Genomic DNA, 15,537 nt, shown 5'->3' on the forward strand with positions numbered 1-15,537 from the left:
GGGGGGGGCGGGCCCCCCCGGGCCCCGCACCCCCGAGGGTCACGTCGGTGTCAGCCGGCCGTGATCGTGTCGACGATCGCGAGGGCCTGCTCCTCGAGCTCCGGGGCGAGCGGGGCCACGCCGGCCTCGTCGGCACCGAACTGCTGGCCCTCCTCGCTGAGGACGTAGGAGAGGTAGGCCTTCACGAAGTCGGCGTCGGCCTGCTCGGGGTAGGTCGGGCACGCGATCATGTAGGAGGTCAGCACGATCGGGTAGGTGTCGGCCTCGTCGGTGGTGTAGTCGAGGTCGAAGATCAGCTGGTTCTCACCGGCGTCCTCGGCGGCCGGCGAGACCGCGAGGATGTTGGCGGCCGCCTCGGCGGAGGGCTCGACGAAGTCGGAGCCGACCCCGATGTTGGCGGCGGGCAGGTCGCCGGCCTGGCTGGCGTCGGCGTAGCCGATCGCGTTCTGGCCGTCGGTCACGGCGCTGACGACGCCGGAGGTGCCCTGGGCGCCCTCGCCGCCGAAGGCCTGCGGCCAGGTCTCGACCGCACCCTCGGTCCAGGTGTCGCCGGCGGCGACGCTGAGGTAGTTGGTGAAGTTCTCCGTGGTGCCCGACTCGTCGGAGCGGTGCACGGGGTTGATCGTCGCCGAGGGCAGGTCGGCGTCGGGGTTGTCGGCCTCGATGGCCGGGTCGTTCCACTCGGTGATCTCGCCGGCGAAGATGCCGGCGAGGGTCTCCGGGGAGAGGTTGAGCTCGTCGACGCCGTCGACGTTGAAGATGATCGCGATCGGGCTGACGTAGTTCGGCACCTCGATGGGGGCCTCGCCCTCGCAGCGCTCCGTGGCGGCGGTCAGCTCGTTGTCGGGAGCCTCGTCGACGAGGTAGGCGTCGGAGCCCGCGGTGAGGTAGGCGCCGGAGATGAAGTTCTCCCGGCCGCCGCCCGAGCCGACCGGCTCGTAGGTCACCGTCGCGCCGGGCTGCACGTCGCTGAAGCCCGTGGTCCACGCGAGCTGGGCGGCCTCCTGGGAGGACGCACCGCCGATCGTGTACTGGCCCTCGACGGTCACGTCGCTCGAGGCGCTGTCGCCGTCGGAGCCGGTGGAGCCGGAGTCGGTCTCGTTGCCGGCGGCGCAGCCGGCCAGAGCGAGGGTCATCGCTGCGATGCCGGGCACGATCACGCGGCGGATGGAAGTGCGCTTCACTTCGTTGCTCCTGAAGTCTCAGATGTGGGGACGCCAGGAAGGTAGGCAGCGCAGGTGGACGGATCCGTGGCCGTCGGTGAACGCGGCATGAACGCGTCCCGCCCGTTCCGTGACACCTGGCGGGCACTGCGGCGTACATCACGTGAACCCGGCCGTCCGCCCTTGATCCTGACCCTCGTGGTGAACTAAGGGGGTCTGTCAACTCACCGGTCTAGAGCACCCGGTGGCGCTCGCAGGCCACCACCCGGCCCTTGCGCAGGTGCACCACGATGAGCTCGCCGGGGTCCAGCGCCGGGTCGGGCAGGCCCAGGGCCGCGAAGACCTTCGGCAGCACCGGCCGGTGGGTGCACAGCAGGGCCCCGCGCCGGGTCCGGCCCCCGTCGTCGACGAGCCGCTCCACGAGCGCGCGCACCCCGGCGCCGCGCGCGTCCTCCTCGGAGAGCCGGTCGTCGCGCTCGGGCCCGACCCCGACGGTCTCGGCGAAGGGCGCCACCGTCTCCAGGCAGCGCAGCGCCGGCGAGCTCACCACCCGGTCCACGTCGTACGCCGCCAGCGCCGGCACCAGCCGCAGGGCGTGGGCGCGACCGGCCTGGAGGAGTGGACGGTCGCGGTCGTCGCCGCGCCAGGCCTTGCGCGAGCGGGCCGACGCGTGGCGCAGCACGACCAGCGCCTGCGTGCGGCGACGCACGCCGAGGGCCTCCCGCAGCGTCGCGCGGTCGCGGTCGTAGGTCAGCCGGGTGACGGCCTCGTCGCGGTCGACCCACTCGACGGCGTCGATCTCGTCGTTGACGGCGTAGCCGCTGACGTCGTCGTCGCCCACGACGCGCCCCGCCCAGTAGTGCACGGTCTTGGTGCCGCGCGCGACGGTGTAGCGCTGGTCGCGCAGGGGCGGGCCCAGCCGCACGTGCAGCCCGGTCTCCTCGGCCACCTCGCGCACCGCGGCAGTCGTCTCGTGCTCGCCGCGGTCGAGCTTGCCCTTGGGGAAGGACCAGTCGTCGTAGCGCCCGCGGTGCACCAGCAGGACCTGCCGCCCCGGGCGGAAGACCACCGCCCCGGCGGCCCTGACGTCGCCGGCCGGCACCTCCGCGCGCCGCGCGAGCGAGCGAGCCAGGGAGCTCGCGGAGGAACCGGACGGAGCCCGGACGCCCTGGGGCGGGGAGGAGGCCATGCCCGTAGTCTCACACCACCGCCCGCCCCCGAGGAGGACCGCCGTGCCCCGTGCCACCCGCCGTGTGCCGGTGCGGCTCCTCGTGGCGGTGGCGGTCGTGCTGGTGCTGGTCGCCGGCGGCGTCGCGGTGGCGCTGCGCGTGTGGGGCGGCGGCGACAGCGACCTGCGGCGTGCCGTCGCGCTGGCGCCCGACGACGTGCAGCGCTACTCCTGGACCGACTGGGCCGGGGTGCGCGCCGAGGTCGGCGCCGACGTCGACGCCTCCTCCAGCCCCGAGCAGGTCGAGGACTTCCTCTCCGAGGCCTACGACCTCGACCTGGCCTCGACGACGGCACAGGCCGAGTCGGCCTCGCTGCTGCAGCAGGAGCTCGGCTGGTCGCCGGCCAGCGTGGAGTGGGAGCTCTTCACCCAGTCCACCACCGGGGGCGCCGACCTCGTCGGGCTGGCCGAGGGCACCGACGTCGAGGCGCTCGGCGAGCGGCTCGAGGGCCTCGGCTACACCCGCCCGGAGTCCGACGACGGGGTGTGGGAGGGCGCCGACGCCCTCGCCCGGGCCTCGCTCGAGACCGGTTACAACGCCTCGCCCACCCTGCAGTACGTCGCCCTCGTCGCCGAGCGCGACCTCGTCGTGACCGGCGACGACGCCGCCTACCTCGCCTCGGTCGTCGACGGCCTCGGCGACGACGGCACCGACGACGACGTGTCCCGAGCCGTCGACGCGCTCGTCGACGGCGCCTCCGGGGGCGACCCCCTGGCCGCCGCCGTCTACCCCGGGGAGTTCGCGTGCGCGTCGCTGGCGATGGGTCAGGCCGACCCCGCCGAGCAGGCCGAGGGTGAGCGTCTGGTCGGCGCAGCCGGCGAGGTCGACCCGCTGGAGGTCTTCGCGCTCGCCCTCGAGCCCGGCCTCGGCGCCCGCCTCGTGCTGGGCTTCTCCGACGACGACCGCGCCCGCCGCAACGCCGACGCGCGCGCCACCCTCCTGGAGGGGCCGGCGCCGGGCCAGGGCGGCGACTTCACCGACCGCTTCGCCGTCGACTCCGTCACCGCCGACGGCCCGCTGGTCGTCGCCGACCTCACGCCCGCCGAGGGCTCCTTCGTGCTGTCGGACCTCTCGACCGGGCCGGTGCTCTTCGCCACCTGCTGACCCGCCCGCCGGGCCCGGGCCGGTCGGGTCCGGTCGCTCAGCGGAAGGCGCGCAGCCGCAGGCTGTTGGAGACCACCACGACCGACGACAACGCCATCGCGGCCCCCGCGATCATCGGGGTCAGCAGGCCCAGGGCGGCCAGCGGGAGCGCCGCGACGTTGTAGGCGAAGGCCCAGAAGAGGTTGACCCGGATGGTGCCCAGGGTCCGCCGCGCCAGCCGTACGGCGGTCGCCGCGGTCCGCAGGTCGCCGCTGACCAGCGTCAGGTCGGCGGCCTGCATGGCCACGTCGGTGCCGGTGCCGAGCGCGATGCCGAGGTCGGCCCGGGCCAGTGCGGCGGCGTCGTTGACGCCGTCGCCGACCATGGCGACGACCACCCCCTGCTCCTGCAGCCGCCGCACCTCCTCCACCTTGCCCGCGGGCAGCACCCCGGCGACAACGCGCTCGATGCCGACCTCGGCGGCCACGGCGCGCGCCGCCCGCTCGTGGTCGCCGGTGAGCAGCACGGGGTCCAGGCCCAGCGCCCGCAGCTCGGCCACGGCCTGGGCCGCCCCCGGCTTGACGGTGTCGGAGACGACCAGGACTCCGCGCGCCTCGCCGGCCCACCCGACGACCACCGGGGTGCGCCCGGAGGCCTCCGCCGTCTCGACCGCGGCGCGCACGGGCCCGGGCACGACCAGGCCCTCCTGCTCCAGCAGCGCGAGACGCCCGATGACCGCGGCCTCGCCCGCCACGGTGCCGACGACGCCGAGCCCCTCCCGGTTGGCGAAGCCCTCGACCCGCGGGAGCGGCCCCTCCGAGGCGTGGCCCTGCTGCGCACCGGCCACGACCGCGCGGGCGATCGGGTGCTCGGAGCCGGCCTCGAGGGCCGCGGCGGTGCGTCGTACGAGCTGCTCGGGGGTGCCGGGGGCGGCGACGACGTCGACGAGCGCCATGCGGCCGGTCGTCACCGTGCCGGTCTTGTCGAGCAGCACCGTCTGGACCCGACGCGTCGACTCGAGCATCTCGGGGCCGCGGATGACGATGCCCAGCTGGGCGCCGCGGCCGGTGCCGACCAGCAGCGCGGTCGGCGTGGCCAGGCCCAGCGCGCACGGGCAGGCGATGATCAGCACCGCGACCGCGGCCGTGAAGGCCGACGCGGCCGGGAAGCCGAGCAGCAGCCAGGCGGCGAGCGTGGCGAGGCTGAGCGCGATCACCAGCGGCACGAAGACCGCCGAGACCCGGTCGGCCAGCCGCTGCACCTCGGCCTTGCCGCTCTGCGCCTCCTCCACCAGCCGCGCCATCTGGGCCAGCTGGGTGTCGGCGCCGACCCGCGTGGCCCGCACGACGAGGCGGCCGCCGGCGTTGACCGTGGCCCCGGTGACCTCGTCGCCCGGACCGACCTCCACCGGCACCGGCTCGCCGGTGAGCAGCGACGCGTCGACGGCGGAGGTGCCGCGCTCGACGACGCCGTCGGTGGCGACCTTCTCACCCGGGCGGACGACGAACACGTCCCCGACCGCGAGGCTCGCCGCCGGCACGGTGGTCTCGACATCGCCGCGCAGCACGGTGACGTCCTTGGCGCCGAGCTCGAGCAGGGCCCGCAGGGCGTCGCCGGCGCGCCGCTTGGAGCGCTTCTCGAACCAGCGCCCGGCCAGCAGGAAGGTCGTGACCCCGGTGGCGGCCTCGAGGTAGATGTTGCCCAGACCGTCGCTGCGCCCGACCCCGAGCTCGAAGCCGTGGGTCATGCCCCTCTCCCCGGCACTGCCGAAGACCAGGGCCACCACCGACCAGGCGTAGGCCGCGGTGACCCCGACCGAGACCAGGGTGTCCATGGTCGTGGCGCCGTGGCGCAGGTTGACGACCGCGGCCCGGTGGAAGGGCCAGGCACCCCACAGCACGACCGGCGTGGCCAGGACCAGCGAGACCCACTGCCAGCCGTCGACCTGCAGCGGCGGCACCATCGCCATCGCCACCACCGGCAGGCTCAGCGCCAGGGAGACCAGGAGCCGCAGGCGCAGCGCCCCGAGCTCGGCGTCGGCACGCTCCTCGTGGCTCCCGGGGCCGTCGGCGCCCTCGCCCCCGTCGGTCCTGCGGTCAGCAGGTGACGGTGGAGGGGTGGCGGAGTAGCCCGCGGCGGCGACGGTGGCGAGCAGGTCCTCGACGCTGACCTCGGGGGGCGCCACGACGTGGGCCTTCTCGGTGGCGTAGTTGACGCTCGCGCTCACGCCCTCGAGCTTGTTGAGCTTGCGCTCGATCCGGTTCGCGCACGACGCGCAGGTCATCCCGGAGATCTCCAGGTCGACCTCGTGGTCGGCCGGGCGGCTGGCCGGGTGCTCCAGGTCGGGCGTGCTCATCGCGGGCTCCTCCCCTGCGTGGGGCGACGTGGTGGGTGGGGTGAGGGGGATTCGGGGTGGGGTGCTGCCCAGGCGAGGGGCGGCTCAGGCCAGGGCGTAGCCCGCCTCGGCGACGGCAACCTCGACCTCGTCACGGGTCAGCTCGCGCCCACTGGTGACCTCCACGTGGCCGCCCTCGAGGGTCACCTCGACCTGCTCGACCCCGTCGATCTCCTCGAGCTCCTCGGTGACCGAGGCGACGCAGTGGCCGCAGGTCATGCCCGTCACGGTCCAGGTGCTGGTGGTGCTCATCTCGTGCTCCTCGCTGTCGTGGTGCTGCTGCTGGTGGTGGGCGGTCACGACCGGACCAGCCGGGCGATCGCCTCGACGGCCTCGGTGACCTTCTCGCGGGCCTCGTCGTCGCCGGCGCGCGCGGCGTCGACGACGCAGTGGTTCATGTGCTCCTCCAGCAGCCCGATCGAGACGGCGTGCAGCGCCTTCGTCATCGCGGAGACCTGGGTGAGGATGTCGATGCAGTACTTCTCCTCCTCGACCATCCGCTGCAGGCCGCGGGCCTGGCCCTCGATGCGGCGCAGCCGCTTGAGGTAGTCGTCCTTGCGCTGGATGTAGCCGTGCTGGTGGCCGGTCGCCTCGTCCATACCTGCACGATACCCCCCTAGGGTATCTACCTCAAGGCCCCGGCATCTCGGGGCGCGCGGGCACAGCGGAGCACCCGCACGCGAGCGCGGGTGCGGGAGGCGCAGGGGGACGGGTCAGCCGGCCTGGGTGCCGGGCTGGGCGTCGGCGGGGCCGATCCCGAGGATCTCGTCGATCATCGTCTGCGGCAGGTGCTCGTCGGACTCGCTCGCAGCGATGATGAGGTTGGTGGTCAGCTCGACCTCGCCGAGCAGGTCGGCGTCCTCGAGCGACACATCGAACTGATCGTGCACCGCTCCCCCGCTCACCTCGTACCTGTTCATCAGGACCAAGCGTGCCCGACGACCCTCAGGATCAAACCCGGCGGGGGACGATCTGGTCATATCGGGTGGTGCGACATGGCCCACACGTGCGCCGCAGGGGCCCGGTGCACGGGACCCGGCGCACGGGACCCGGCGCACGCACGAGGCCCCACCCCCGGGATCGGGGGTGGGGCCTCGGGTGGTGCTTCACCGGTCAGCGGGCCGACCGGTGCACGTCTGGATCAGACGGGGCGAACGTTCTCCGCCTGGGGGCCCTTGGGGCCCTGGGTGACGTCGAACTCGACCTTCTGGTTCTCGTCGAGGGACTTGTAGCCCTGGGTCTGGATCGCCGAGTAGTGCACGAAGACGTCGTCGCCGCCGTCCTCCTGCGCAATGAAGCCGAAGCCCTTCTCAGCGTTGAACCACTTCACGGTGCCTTGAGCCATGTGCTCGTTACTCCTGTTATCGGAACGAGAGGCCGTCACTTCGACGACCCCACAACTGATGCGGTGACACGTCGCTCCGACCTAGTGGAACACCACAAAGCAGAAACGCCGTTGGATCACAAACTCCGCAGGCGTCAGACCAGCTGGAACTTGCATCTGTTGCTAGCACCGACCCTACCCCGCCGGAGCCGGAACCGAACGATCCGGACGAGACTTTGTGGATCGACCCCGTGAAGGTTCGGCGTCAGGAGCGTGACGGACGGGTGCACCGCACCGCACCAGCAGGGTCCGGGAGCGCATGGGTGATACTGGCCGCCCCGTCGCTCGGCGACGGCGGGCCCCTAGCTCAATGGGCAGAGCAGGAGACTTTTAATCTCTTGGCCGCACGGCGCTGACCTGCGGGAATGCCCCCAGCGCAGCCAACCGTTTAGCCAAACTCGCTCAGGCGCGCTTCGGATAGGCCACTTCGGCAGCCATCACGCGGTCGCTCAGCACTTGCGATTCTTCGGCCGTCAGGGTGCTCAGCCGCGCCCTGACCGTGGCCAGGTCGACGTTGAGCTCGTGGGCCAGTTCGCGGTCGTCGTTGGCCCACACCAGCGCATCGGCCAGGAGGTCCAGAGGTATCAGCCAGCGGGCCGCGCGCTCGGTCACGACGCGCTCATCCCAGTCCTCATGGCCGCGGACAGATGGGCCCTCCAGGAGGTGCTCGATCTCGTGGAGAACGACGGACCGGCGCTGAGCCTGAGTCAGGCCGGTCCGTATGAAGATCTCCTGGGTCGAGTGCCGACACTCCCCTACGTGCTCGAGGTCGGCGACCCACCTGAGCGTGATGTGCGGCAGCTCTCGCAGCCGGCGCCACGGGTGGGGGATGTGCATGACGGTGAGTAAAGACTCAGCCGCCGACAGTCACTCCGTCTCCTCGGGATCCTGCTTCGCGGAGTCGGCGGCCCTGTCGTTGTAGATCTCGGAGTTGAACCTGTGGGCGCCGCCTATGGGGGCGGAACCTCCGGGCTTGTCGCTGTCAGCATTTCCATCACCTCCCTCGTGAGCCAGGAGCCACTGACCTGCCTCTGCGAAGAGGCGAGCCGCGTCAAGCATCAGGCGGCTGGCATCTCTGCTCAGTGGCGGCGCGAAGTCCTTGAGCGCTTTGCTGTAGCGGACGACGTCCTGGTAGCCGAGTTCGATCTCCGGAGGCAGGACAAAGGTCGACTCGCTCCAGACCTCATTGGGCCGCACCTCCGGAGAGTTCGACGTCGCTGCCAAGTCGATGCCAACCACTTCAAGGATCGCGGCCAGCTTGTGATCGTGAACCCGAAGGCCGTTCTCCACTCGCCTCCAGGTCGTAGCCGTCACCTCGGCCTCCTTGGCAGCCGCCTCCTTGCTCAGGCCGGCGTCCGTCCTGGCCTTCTCTACGCGGCCAGCCAGCTCCATGCGCTCTTTGTCGTTCACGAGGCAGAGCGTTGCAGGAACACCCAGGAACATCCACCCGCGTTCAGTCACATACACCGATGTAGTTCTGGGCGCCACGCAGAATTACGCGCATGTCGTTACGCAGGTCCGAGCAGGTTTTGGCAGGTTTCTGCCCAGAGATGTTGCGTTGTGACTGAACGTGCGGCACGATTGCCCACATGACCCCAACAGGACCGCGCAGAACCGTGGAGATCCACGGTTACGCCCTGCGCATCATCAGAGAGGCGCGCGGACGAAAGACGTCAGACCTTGCTGACGCCCTCGGCGTGGACCGCTCCTACATCGCCAAGATCGAGACCGGCCACTCGCGTCGAGTCAGCTCGCCGTTCTACAACGCGCTGCTTGCCGAGTTGCAGATCGACGACTACCGCGCCCTGCTCGCCGAGGCGCCCGCGAGAGCCGCATGACCGGGCAGATCGCCGTTTCGGTCAAGACGGCCGCGGCACTCACGGAGCTCAGCGAGACCACGGTCCGCGCCGCCATTGACGCCCAGGCCCTCCCGGCGTTCCGCGTCGGCCGATCCATCCGCATCCGCACGGACGAGCTCAACGACTGGTTCTCCAGCCTCGTTCGGGTCGGAAGCGAGGAGGACCGATGAGCCTCGTCGACACCATGACTGGCGAAGTCCTCGACGTGGAGTCCGCCGAGGAGCGGGCCTCCTTCATCTGCTCCGACCTCGACATGGCTGCCGAGTCGTTTGAGACCGCGATGGGCCGGATGCGCGAGGCGATTGAGAAGCGTGACGACCTGACGCTGGGTTACCGGTCGCCCGGCGACTACTTGTCCGATCGTTTCGGCGGGCGCCTGGCGCGGCTTGGCGTCGACCTTCGGCGCGAGGTTGTTCGCGAGCTGACCCAGGCTGGACTGTCGACGCGGGCAATCGCTCCCGTCGTCGGCGTTGACCACGTCACGGTTTCCCGTGATGTGCGACGTGTTGCAGATGCAACACCTGAGACCTCCGCAGGGGAGGCCGCGCCGTCAGGGACGGACGCGATGGTCGACCCCTCGCCTGCGGACGACGAGCCGGAGGGCGAGTCCGATCGTGACGCGATCGACGTCCCCGCAAGCGATGAAGGCGCGCCCGAAGCGTCGCCTGCTCGCCCCCCGGTCGTCGGCATCGACGGGAAGACCTACGCCCGCCCTGCGCCCCGCCCGGCCGCGTTCGAGCGCAGCCCGCAGCAGCAGAACTCCGAGGAGTTCGCTATCAGGTTCGCCGGCCAGGTCGTCTCGCTGCTGTCCATGCAGCACGACCACATGCGACGGGCGGCCGTTGCGCAGTGGCGCGCCGGCCACCAGTCCGCCTCCCCCGCCCAGCGGGACTACGTGACACCTCAGAACATCCGAGCGATCGGCGCCGGCCTGCTGGCCCTCGCCGACGAATGGGAGCAGCAGTGACCGACGACATTGCCCGCATCTACCGGGCCATCATCGCCGACAGTGGCGTCGAGGCGACTGACCTCAAGGTCGCACTCGACGAGCTCGTCCTCCAGGTTCGCCCCGGCATCGAGTCCGGCGCGATCGTGCTCGACATCGACGACGCTATCCGCGCTGCCGGTCGGGCCATCGACAAGCGGGACGGCGGTCGAGTCGACGGCGTGCTGCGCTCGATCGCTCGCGGCGAAGACGCGCTGGAGCTCGACGACGACCCCGTGCTCGACCTCGTTGCCACCCTCGGCGCTGGCCGACGCAAGATCTGGCGCTTCGTCACCCAGGACGACCTGCGCGAGATGGACGCCCTGCGGTTCCAGAACCTCGAGGCCCAGCGCATCGCCTACAAGCGATGGCGCGAGGAGTACCAGCCGTGGATTGAGGTGCTGTTCCGGCACTCCACCATTGGCGACGCAGTGACCGCGAATGACCTGCCGACCGTGCTGGTCGTTGGGGACGGTGCCGCATGAGCGCGATCAGCACGCGCGACGGCGAGCGCATGGAGGTCCGAGCCGTCCGTGACATCGACGGATCGCCCCTGGTTCGCATCGACGTCGAGGCCAACCCGACGGAGTTCTACGACCTGACCCCGCACCAGGCCCGCGACCTGGCCGAGGCGCTGCTGGCGACGTTCCGTCTCGAGGTGACCCAGTGAGCCTCCACAACTACCTCCGCAACCTCCCCGGCCGCTGCACCTCGTGCGGCAGTCACCTCGCCACGCAGGGCTGCACTTGCCCCGGCGGCGACTGGGTCATCTTCACCAGCGCCCTGCGAACCGTCGCCGACCAGACCGGCACGATCCACCAGTCGGCCATGCGTCGCCTGATCCGTGGACGCGTCGCCCCGAAGGCGATCGGCACGTTCTACCGCCGTGCGAAGGCCGAGGGTCTCATCGTCGACACCGGCGAGCGCGAGCCAAGCAATGACGTCGCCGGCCGGAACGCGGACAAGCTCGACCGCATCTACCGCCTGGCCGTCGAGTCCCAGGTGCGTGCGGCATGACGTCCTCCTACCGTCTCTGGACTGCCGGTTGGGCCGTCGCGGGCGCCCTGGCTGTCGCAACCCTCGGATTCCCCATCTGGGGAATCTGGACCAGCGATGCGCGTGGACTCATTGGCCTCATCACGCTGATCCCCGCCATCGTCGCCATCTCGTGCATGGCCATTTGGTCGAGCGACGCCATGCCCAGCCGTCCGGCACGACTTGGCAGAACGCAGCGTCGAACGCTGCGCGATGAGCGAGCGCGGATTGCGCTGGAGTCTGCGATTGCACAAGCCGAGCGCGAAGCAGGTCTGCGATGACCCACCCCACCGCCCGCCTCGCCCTCGCCGCCCTCGCAGCAGCGATGGTCCTGTTCGTCGTCGTCCTGGCGCTGCTTGAGGCCCTGTCGTCAGCGGGGGTGCCGTGGTGAGCCTGAGCGAGCAGAGCGCGGACTGGTGCGTCGACAGCGGCAGCGTCTCGATCGTCGGCACGCACATGGCCGAGTACAGCCGCGAGTCGATGGGCGAGCGCTGGTGCTTCACCTGCCGAAAGCGCCACAACTTCGACTGGGTGGTCATGGCCCCCGTCGGCCTCTCCTACTACGGCCCGCACGTCGAGATTCACGGGGTTCGCGCCGAGTGCAGCGACCTCTTCCCGGGCTGGTCCCGCAACTGGGGGGACGAGTGACCGTCCGCGCCCAGATCCACAACTAACCCACCGCGGCACCCCTGCCCGTCCAAGACCAGGGGCCCGCTCAACCTGCAAGGAGATCATCGCATGACTGACGCAATTCGCGTTCGACCAGGACAGCTGAGTGCCGTCCTCGACTTCCGGGCCACCTCTGCGCTCGGTGGCTGCACGACCATCGACAGTGACGAGCAGGGCATCTTCATCGCTCGCAACTGGCCATCCCTCTCCACTGGCGAGGAGATCCTGTGGCGCGTCCTCGGCTGGATGAATGGCCAGGCCGACCTGCCCTCCGACAGCGACCTGGAGGCCGAGCTCGACGCTGGCAATCAGCGCGCCGTGCAGAACGCCAGGGCTGCCGCGTGAACGCCGCACAGGTCCAGGCCGACCGGATCCGCGCCGAGCGAGAGGCTGCCGGCACCCTCGGCAAGGTCGCGCCCGTCGTGATCCTCGCCGACCTGCTGGAGCGCAACGATCCTTCCCTCCTGGCCGCGCGGTTCCGTGCCGGGGAGGTGGCGGCGTGAAGCGGGAGTGGAAGCCGGGTGACGTGGCGCTGATTCCGCTCGGTTCGGCCGACGTGCGCGCCATGTTCACCACGGATGGATGGGCGATCAGCGACATGCCGGGCGTGAGGGGGGTCAGGGAATTCAGCGACGTTCGTCCCCTCGTCGTCATCGACCCCGAGGACCGCGAGCAGGTCGAGCGACTGCTGTCCGCCTACTGGGTTGAGCGCAACCCCGAGGACCCGGGAGACGCACGTCGGTATCCGGGGTACGTCAGCGACCTCCAGGCCGCCCTCCGCGAGTTCGCCAACCCGACCCCGCTGAAGCCCGAAGTCTACGAGCACATCGTGGTGTCCGGGCCTCGCGGACCTCAGTCCGCGATCTGCGGCAAGGTCTGGGAGCCGTCCGAGCACGTCACGGTCGTCGGCAAGTGCCCTGAGTGTGTTGCTCAGGCCGCGAGGTGGGTGGCATGACCTACCCCAACCAGACCACCCCCCACGACATCGAGCCCTGGGCCGAACACCTCGCCGAGCTGCGCGCCGAGCCCGACTGCGACCCGAGCGGGCAGATGGCCGACGAGGCTGCGGACCGGTACGAGCGGGAGCGCGACGGGTGGTGGGCGGCGTGAGCGCGTCCTGTCAGGCGGTCGTTGCCGACTTCGCGTGGTTCTCCCAGACCTGTCCCGCCGAGGCCGTGAAGACGGTCCAGTGGGACGACCAGGACTGGCATGTCTGCGCCGAGCACTTGGCGGCATTCCAGGCTGGCGGTGCGGCATGACCACCTTCCTCCTCCTCGGCGTCCTGCCCATCGCCGGCGCCTGGTTGCTGGTCGAGCTCCACCGCGCCGCCTGCCGCTTCGTCGACAACGCCGTGGCTGCCGCGCTCGACACCTCGTGGGACGACCACGTGGCTGAGGCGGTGGCGCTGTGCGAGCCGGACCAGAGCGGGCTCGAGCGGCTGCTGGACGTGCTGATGGATGACGAGAAGTTCCGTGCCGAGATCGAGAAGTTGGAGGCGTCGTGATGGGTGAGACGAGCGACGAAGTGCTGCTTGCGCGGTGGCTTGAGGCTGAGGGCGCGACGTTGCGCGAAGTCATTTTCGCGATTGAAGAGCCTCACAAGTGGGCCCAGGAAATTGCCGCCGCGAAGTTGCTTTTCGAATGTTTGGCGAAGGAGGGGAGCCAATGACGACGGTGCACCCAGATTTGATTGTCGTAGGGAATTGGATCCTTCCGCCGGGACGGAAGCGCTTCATTCAGGTCATTGCGCAGTTGTCGGATCCCGCTAGGGCGGACTACTTCGAGTTCGCATGCCTGAGCGCCTCCGGAGCGTCGGCCGTGCGACTTCACCGGTCACTGCTAATCGAGGTACGCGCCGATGCCTGACATCGACCACGGCACCTACGACTGCCGCGAGTGCGGCCTGACGATCGACGCCGACCTGTTCCCGTCACCCTGCGAGCTTCATCGGACCTGCGAGCACTGCGCCCAGTGGTGCCCGTGCGCGCTGGACCGGGCCGAGGAGCTCGGGATGGATGAGATGCGGGGTGCGGCATGACCCTGACCATCCTCAACGACCTGGAGCAGGGCACCGAGGAGTGGCACGAGGCTCGGCGCGGGATCGTCACCGCTTCCGTCGTCGGCCGGCTCATCAGCAGCGCCGCCCCCAATGCCACCTCCGTCGACTGCCCGGCCTGCGGGGCGAGCGCTGGCGGTCCGTGCCTCAGCATGGCCGCCAAGAAGGAGCCGACGCCGATCAAGACGCTGCACGACGCTCGTGCCGCGGTCGCCTCCAGCCTGCCGCCGATCTACGGCCCCTCGGACAGTGAGGGGGCGCGAACCCTGACGGCCATCCTCGTCGCCGAGCGAATCTCTGGGTTCACCGACGAGACGCCGATGAACTCTCACATGATCCGCGGCGTCGAGTGCGAGCCCGTTGCCCGCGACCTCTACTCAGCTCACCACGCCAAGGTGACTGAGGTCGGGTTCATGCGCCTTGACGAGTCGTGGGGAACGCTCGGCTACTCCCCAGACGGACTGGTCGGAGATGACGGCCTGATCGAGATCAAGGCCCCGACGACAAAAGGCCACGTCACTGCCGTCCTCGGTGGCGACGTCCCCGCTCACAACATGGCGCAGTGCCAGGCCGGACTTCTGGTCTCCGGCCGCGAATGGCTCGACTTCATCCCCTACGTCGGCGGTCTGCCGCTGTGGGTGAAGCGCGTCTACCCCGACCCCAACTGGCAAGGCGCCATCAAGGCCGCCGTCTCCCGCTTCGAGGAGCAGGCCGCCGAGATGACTCACGCCTACCTCACCGCAACAGCCAATCTTCCCGCCACCGAGCGGCTCGATCGTGAACTAGGACTGGTGTTCTGAATGGACCTCACCAAAGCGCTCGCACCGAAGAGCGATCAGCTCGACTTCGCCGACCTCGAAGGTTCGGCCCCGCAGATCTTCACCATCAGCAAGGTCGCCGAGAACGGCTCCGAACTCGCCGACCAGCAGCCGGTCAACATCACCCTGGAGGAGTTCCCCCGCGTCTGGCGACCAGCGAAGTCCATGCTGCGCGTCCTCGCCGATAACTGGGGCAAGGACGTCAGCGTCTGGATCGGGCGCAGGGTCGAGCTCTACGGCGACCCGAACGTCTACTTCGGCAAGGAGAAGCGGGGCGGAACTCGCATCAGCCGCCTGTCGCACATCCGCAGCCGCAAGTCGACGCTGGTCAACCCGCGCGGAGGCAAGGGCGCCTACTGGAGCGTCGAACCCCTCCCCGACGCCCCCACTCCCCCGAAGCTCGACCCCAACCTGCTCGACACCAGCAGCCCCCTCGCCAAGCAGATGTACACCGCCATCAAGGCCAGCGACATCCCGCAAGCCGAGGTCATGGTCTGGATCAGCAACGTCATCAGCCGCGACGTCGACGAGACCAAGCAGATGACCCCCGACGAGGCCAGCCAGGTCATCGCCGCGCTCGGTGGGGGTGCATCGTGAGTGGGGCGGGGAGTTCGGGGCTTTCGGACGAGAAGGCGCAGAACTCGCTGACGGAGTGGGCGACGGCGATGCAGGAGTACCTCGCCGCTCACCCTGACCACGACCTCACCGCCGAGGACGTGGTGGGTAACGCCTTGACCAGGGCGCGGTGGCTACCTTCCCCCGACCTGCTGCGGACCGTCGTCCACCGCGTCGAGGCCCTGGCCGAGCAGTACGAGCGTGACGCGGAGTCCGAGGACTATGGCGGGGAACTGTGGTCCGCGAC

Annotated in this window: 27 protein-coding genes; 18 read left to right on the forward strand and 9 right to left on the reverse strand. The window is 70.3% G+C overall.

The genetic code is table 11. The features are described 5' to 3' along the window. Nucleotides 1–50 precede the first annotated feature (50 nt). Nucleotides 51–1,184: a phosphate ABC transporter substrate-binding protein PstS gene (gene pstS, locus IR170_RS14815; protein ID WP_193665289.1), complete on the reverse strand. Its 1,134-nt coding sequence runs from the start codon at nt 1,182–1,184 to the stop codon at nt 51–53. A 211-nt stretch (nt 1,185–1,395) separates the two neighbouring features. Then, nucleotides 1,396–2,352, reverse strand: coding sequence for an NUDIX hydrolase (locus IR170_RS14820; protein WP_193665291.1), 957 nt, complete (start codon nt 2,350–2,352; stop codon nt 1,396–1,398). A gap of 43 nt (nt 2,353–2,395) precedes the next feature. Here IR170_RS14820 and IR170_RS14825 point away from each other — a divergent pair, with 43 nt between their 5' ends. After that, nucleotides 2,396–3,496: a hypothetical protein gene (locus IR170_RS14825; protein WP_193665293.1), complete on the forward strand. Its 1,101-nt coding sequence runs from the start codon at nt 2,396–2,398 to the stop codon at nt 3,494–3,496. 37 nt (nt 3,497–3,533) lie between these two features. On the opposite strand, the gene IR170_RS14830 is transcribed toward IR170_RS14825, so the two are convergent. The 7 genes from IR170_RS14830 to IR170_RS14860 all read right to left on the reverse strand — a co-directional run bounded on the left by IR170_RS14830 (nt 3,534) and on the right by IR170_RS14860 (nt 8,664). Further along, entirely contained in the window at nt 3,534–5,831 is a 2,298-nt protein-coding gene (locus tag IR170_RS14830; protein ID WP_193665295.1) for a heavy metal translocating P-type ATPase, read from the reverse strand. Nucleotides 5,832–5,915: 84 nt separating this feature from the next. After that, nucleotides 5,916–6,170 (reverse strand): heavy-metal-associated domain-containing protein, encoded by a 255-nt coding sequence (locus tag IR170_RS14835; protein ID WP_319805108.1) that lies wholly within the window; start codon nt 6,168–6,170, stop codon nt 5,916–5,918. Beyond that, the gene (locus tag IR170_RS14840; protein ID WP_193665297.1) at nt 6,167–6,469 is read right to left on the reverse strand and encodes a metal-sensitive transcriptional regulator; all 303 of its coding nucleotides are present in this window, start codon (nt 6,467–6,469) and stop codon (nt 6,167–6,169) included. Before IR170_RS14840 ends, IR170_RS14835 begins: the two co-directional genes overlap by 4 nt. A 114-nt stretch (nt 6,470–6,583) precedes the next feature. Beyond that, entirely contained in the window at nt 6,584–6,790 is a 207-nt protein-coding gene (locus tag IR170_RS14845) for a hypothetical protein (RefSeq protein ID WP_193665765.1), read from the reverse strand. A gap of 221 nt (nt 6,791–7,011) precedes the next feature. Next, complete coding sequence (locus tag IR170_RS14850) at nt 7,012–7,215, reverse strand: cold-shock protein (protein ID WP_056863399.1); 204 nt, start codon at nt 7,213–7,215, stop codon at nt 7,012–7,014. A gap of 441 nt (nt 7,216–7,656) precedes the next feature. After that, nucleotides 7,657–8,091 carry an ImmA/IrrE family metallo-endopeptidase gene (locus IR170_RS14855; protein WP_193665304.1) on the reverse strand — a complete coding sequence of 145 codons (435 nt, stop codon included), beginning with the start codon at nt 8,089–8,091 and terminating at the stop codon, nt 7,657–7,659. 30 nt (nt 8,092–8,121) lie between these two features. After that, a complete protein-coding gene (locus tag IR170_RS14860) occupies nt 8,122–8,664 on the reverse strand; it encodes a helix-turn-helix domain-containing protein (RefSeq protein ID WP_193665306.1) in 543 nt (180 codons plus the stop codon). 206 nt (nt 8,665–8,870) lie between these two features. Here IR170_RS14860 and IR170_RS14865 point away from each other — a divergent pair, with 206 nt between their 5' ends. The 17 genes from IR170_RS14865 to IR170_RS14945 all read left to right on the forward strand — a co-directional run bounded on the left by IR170_RS14865 (nt 8,871) and on the right by IR170_RS14945 (nt 15,272). Then, nucleotides 8,871–9,092 (forward strand): helix-turn-helix domain-containing protein, encoded by a 222-nt coding sequence (locus IR170_RS14865; RefSeq protein WP_193665308.1) that lies wholly within the window; start codon nt 8,871–8,873, stop codon nt 9,090–9,092. Beyond that, nucleotides 9,089–9,283 (forward strand): helix-turn-helix domain-containing protein, encoded by a 195-nt coding sequence (locus IR170_RS14870; RefSeq protein ID WP_193665311.1) that lies wholly within the window; start codon nt 9,089–9,091, stop codon nt 9,281–9,283. Before IR170_RS14865 ends, IR170_RS14870 begins: the two co-directional genes overlap by 4 nt. Next, entirely contained in the window at nt 9,280–10,080 is an 801-nt protein-coding gene (locus IR170_RS14875) for a helix-turn-helix domain-containing protein (RefSeq protein ID WP_193665313.1), read from the forward strand. Before IR170_RS14870 ends, IR170_RS14875 begins: the two co-directional genes overlap by 4 nt. Then, nucleotides 10,077–10,583 (forward strand): hypothetical protein, encoded by a 507-nt coding sequence (locus tag IR170_RS14880; protein ID WP_193665315.1) that lies wholly within the window; start codon nt 10,077–10,079, stop codon nt 10,581–10,583. Before IR170_RS14875 ends, IR170_RS14880 begins: the two co-directional genes overlap by 4 nt. Then, nucleotides 10,580–10,768 (forward strand): hypothetical protein, encoded by a 189-nt coding sequence (locus IR170_RS14885; RefSeq protein WP_193665317.1) that lies wholly within the window; start codon nt 10,580–10,582, stop codon nt 10,766–10,768. The genes IR170_RS14880 and IR170_RS14885 overlap by 4 nt, the downstream gene beginning before the upstream one ends. Then, nucleotides 10,765–11,115, forward strand: coding sequence for a hypothetical protein (locus tag IR170_RS14890; protein ID WP_193665319.1), 351 nt, complete (start codon nt 10,765–10,767; stop codon nt 11,113–11,115). Before IR170_RS14885 ends, IR170_RS14890 begins: the two co-directional genes overlap by 4 nt. Continuing rightward, on the forward strand, nt 11,112–11,414 hold the full coding sequence (locus IR170_RS14895) for a hypothetical protein (protein WP_193665321.1): 303 nt from the start codon (nt 11,112–11,114) through the stop codon (nt 11,412–11,414). Before IR170_RS14890 ends, IR170_RS14895 begins: the two co-directional genes overlap by 4 nt. Before the next feature lie 103 nt (nt 11,415–11,517). Then, nucleotides 11,518–11,781 carry a hypothetical protein gene (locus tag IR170_RS14900; protein WP_193665323.1) on the forward strand — a complete coding sequence of 88 codons (264 nt, stop codon included), beginning with the start codon at nt 11,518–11,520 and terminating at the stop codon, nt 11,779–11,781. 90 nt (nt 11,782–11,871) lie between these two features. Next, nucleotides 11,872–12,147, forward strand: a complete 276-nt coding sequence (locus tag IR170_RS14905) for a hypothetical protein (protein WP_193665325.1) — start codon at nt 11,872–11,874, stop codon at nt 12,145–12,147. Beyond that, nucleotides 12,144–12,305: a hypothetical protein gene (locus tag IR170_RS14910; RefSeq protein ID WP_193665327.1), complete on the forward strand. Its 162-nt coding sequence runs from the start codon at nt 12,144–12,146 to the stop codon at nt 12,303–12,305. The genes IR170_RS14905 and IR170_RS14910 overlap by 4 nt, the downstream gene beginning before the upstream one ends. Continuing rightward, nucleotides 12,302–12,757, forward strand: coding sequence for a hypothetical protein (locus tag IR170_RS14915; protein ID WP_193665329.1), 456 nt, complete (start codon nt 12,302–12,304; stop codon nt 12,755–12,757). The genes IR170_RS14910 and IR170_RS14915 overlap by 4 nt, the downstream gene beginning before the upstream one ends. Beyond that, the gene (locus IR170_RS14920) at nt 12,754–12,912 is read left to right on the forward strand and encodes a hypothetical protein (RefSeq protein WP_193665331.1); all 159 of its coding nucleotides are present in this window, start codon (nt 12,754–12,756) and stop codon (nt 12,910–12,912) included. Before IR170_RS14915 ends, IR170_RS14920 begins: the two co-directional genes overlap by 4 nt. A 145-nt stretch (nt 12,913–13,057) precedes the next feature. Then, complete coding sequence (locus tag IR170_RS14925; RefSeq protein ID WP_193665333.1) at nt 13,058–13,306, forward strand: hypothetical protein; 249 nt, start codon at nt 13,058–13,060, stop codon at nt 13,304–13,306. Next, on the forward strand, nt 13,306–13,470 hold the full coding sequence (locus IR170_RS14930; protein ID WP_193665335.1) for a hypothetical protein: 165 nt from the start codon (nt 13,306–13,308) through the stop codon (nt 13,468–13,470). The genes IR170_RS14925 and IR170_RS14930 overlap by 1 nt, the downstream gene beginning before the upstream one ends. A gap of 189 nt (nt 13,471–13,659) precedes the next feature. Then, nucleotides 13,660–13,839, forward strand: a complete 180-nt coding sequence (locus IR170_RS14935) for a hypothetical protein (RefSeq protein WP_193665337.1) — start codon at nt 13,660–13,662, stop codon at nt 13,837–13,839. After that, nucleotides 13,836–14,657, forward strand: coding sequence for a lambda exonuclease family protein (locus IR170_RS14940; RefSeq protein ID WP_193665339.1), 822 nt, complete (start codon nt 13,836–13,838; stop codon nt 14,655–14,657). Before IR170_RS14935 ends, IR170_RS14940 begins: the two co-directional genes overlap by 4 nt. Continuing rightward, nucleotides 14,658–15,272: a hypothetical protein gene (locus IR170_RS14945; RefSeq protein WP_193665341.1), complete on the forward strand. Its 615-nt coding sequence runs from the start codon at nt 14,658–14,660 to the stop codon at nt 15,270–15,272. It begins immediately after the preceding gene. Nucleotides 15,273–15,537 lie beyond the last annotated feature (265 nt).

Origin of the sequence: Nocardioides kribbensis (assembly GCF_015070375.1) — a bacterium.
Classification (GTDB): Bacteria; Actinomycetota; Actinomycetes; order Propionibacteriales; family Nocardioidaceae; genus Nocardioides; species Nocardioides kribbensis.

Excerpts from the sequence above, each read along its gene's own strand:
- IR170_RS14830 (WP_193665295.1), bottom strand. The coding sequence starts at position 5,831 with ATGAGCACGCCCGACCTGGAGCACCCGGCCAGCCGCCCGGCCGACCAC.
- IR170_RS14875 (WP_193665313.1), top strand. The coding sequence starts at position 9,280 with ATGAGCCTCGTCGACACCATGACTGGCGAAGTCCTCGACGTGGAGTCC.
- IR170_RS14850 (WP_056863399.1), bottom strand. The coding sequence starts at position 7,215 with ATGGCTCAAGGCACCGTGAAGTGGTTCAACGCTGAGAAGGGCTTCGGC.
- IR170_RS14895 (WP_193665321.1), top strand. The coding sequence starts at position 11,112 with ATGACGTCCTCCTACCGTCTCTGGACTGCCGGTTGGGCCGTCGCGGGC.
- IR170_RS14870 (WP_193665311.1), top strand. The coding sequence starts at position 9,089 with ATGACCGGGCAGATCGCCGTTTCGGTCAAGACGGCCGCGGCACTCACG.
- IR170_RS14930 (WP_193665335.1), top strand. The coding sequence starts at position 13,306 with ATGGGTGAGACGAGCGACGAAGTGCTGCTTGCGCGGTGGCTTGAGGCT.
- IR170_RS14905 (WP_193665325.1), top strand. The coding sequence starts at position 11,872 with ATGACTGACGCAATTCGCGTTCGACCAGGACAGCTGAGTGCCGTCCTC.
- IR170_RS14925 (WP_193665333.1), top strand. The coding sequence starts at position 13,058 with ATGACCACCTTCCTCCTCCTCGGCGTCCTGCCCATCGCCGGCGCCTGG.
- IR170_RS14935 (WP_193665337.1), top strand. The coding sequence starts at position 13,660 with ATGCCTGACATCGACCACGGCACCTACGACTGCCGCGAGTGCGGCCTG.
- IR170_RS14945 (WP_193665341.1), top strand. The coding sequence starts at position 14,658 with ATGGACCTCACCAAAGCGCTCGCACCGAAGAGCGATCAGCTCGACTTC.
- IR170_RS14940 (WP_193665339.1), top strand. The coding sequence starts at position 13,836 with ATGACCCTGACCATCCTCAACGACCTGGAGCAGGGCACCGAGGAGTGG.
- IR170_RS14845 (WP_193665765.1), bottom strand. The coding sequence starts at position 6,790 with ATGAACAGGTACGAGGTGAGCGGGGGAGCGGTGCACGATCAGTTCGAT.
- IR170_RS14840 (WP_193665297.1), bottom strand. The coding sequence starts at position 6,469 with ATGGACGAGGCGACCGGCCACCAGCACGGCTACATCCAGCGCAAGGAC.
- IR170_RS14920 (WP_193665331.1), top strand. The coding sequence starts at position 12,754 with ATGACCTACCCCAACCAGACCACCCCCCACGACATCGAGCCCTGGGCC.
- IR170_RS14855 (WP_193665304.1), bottom strand. The coding sequence starts at position 8,091 with ATGCACATCCCCCACCCGTGGCGCCGGCTGCGAGAGCTGCCGCACATC.
- IR170_RS14820 (WP_193665291.1), bottom strand. The coding sequence starts at position 2,352 with ATGGCCTCCTCCCCGCCCCAGGGCGTCCGGGCTCCGTCCGGTTCCTCC.
- IR170_RS14885 (WP_193665317.1), top strand. The coding sequence starts at position 10,580 with ATGAGCGCGATCAGCACGCGCGACGGCGAGCGCATGGAGGTCCGAGCC.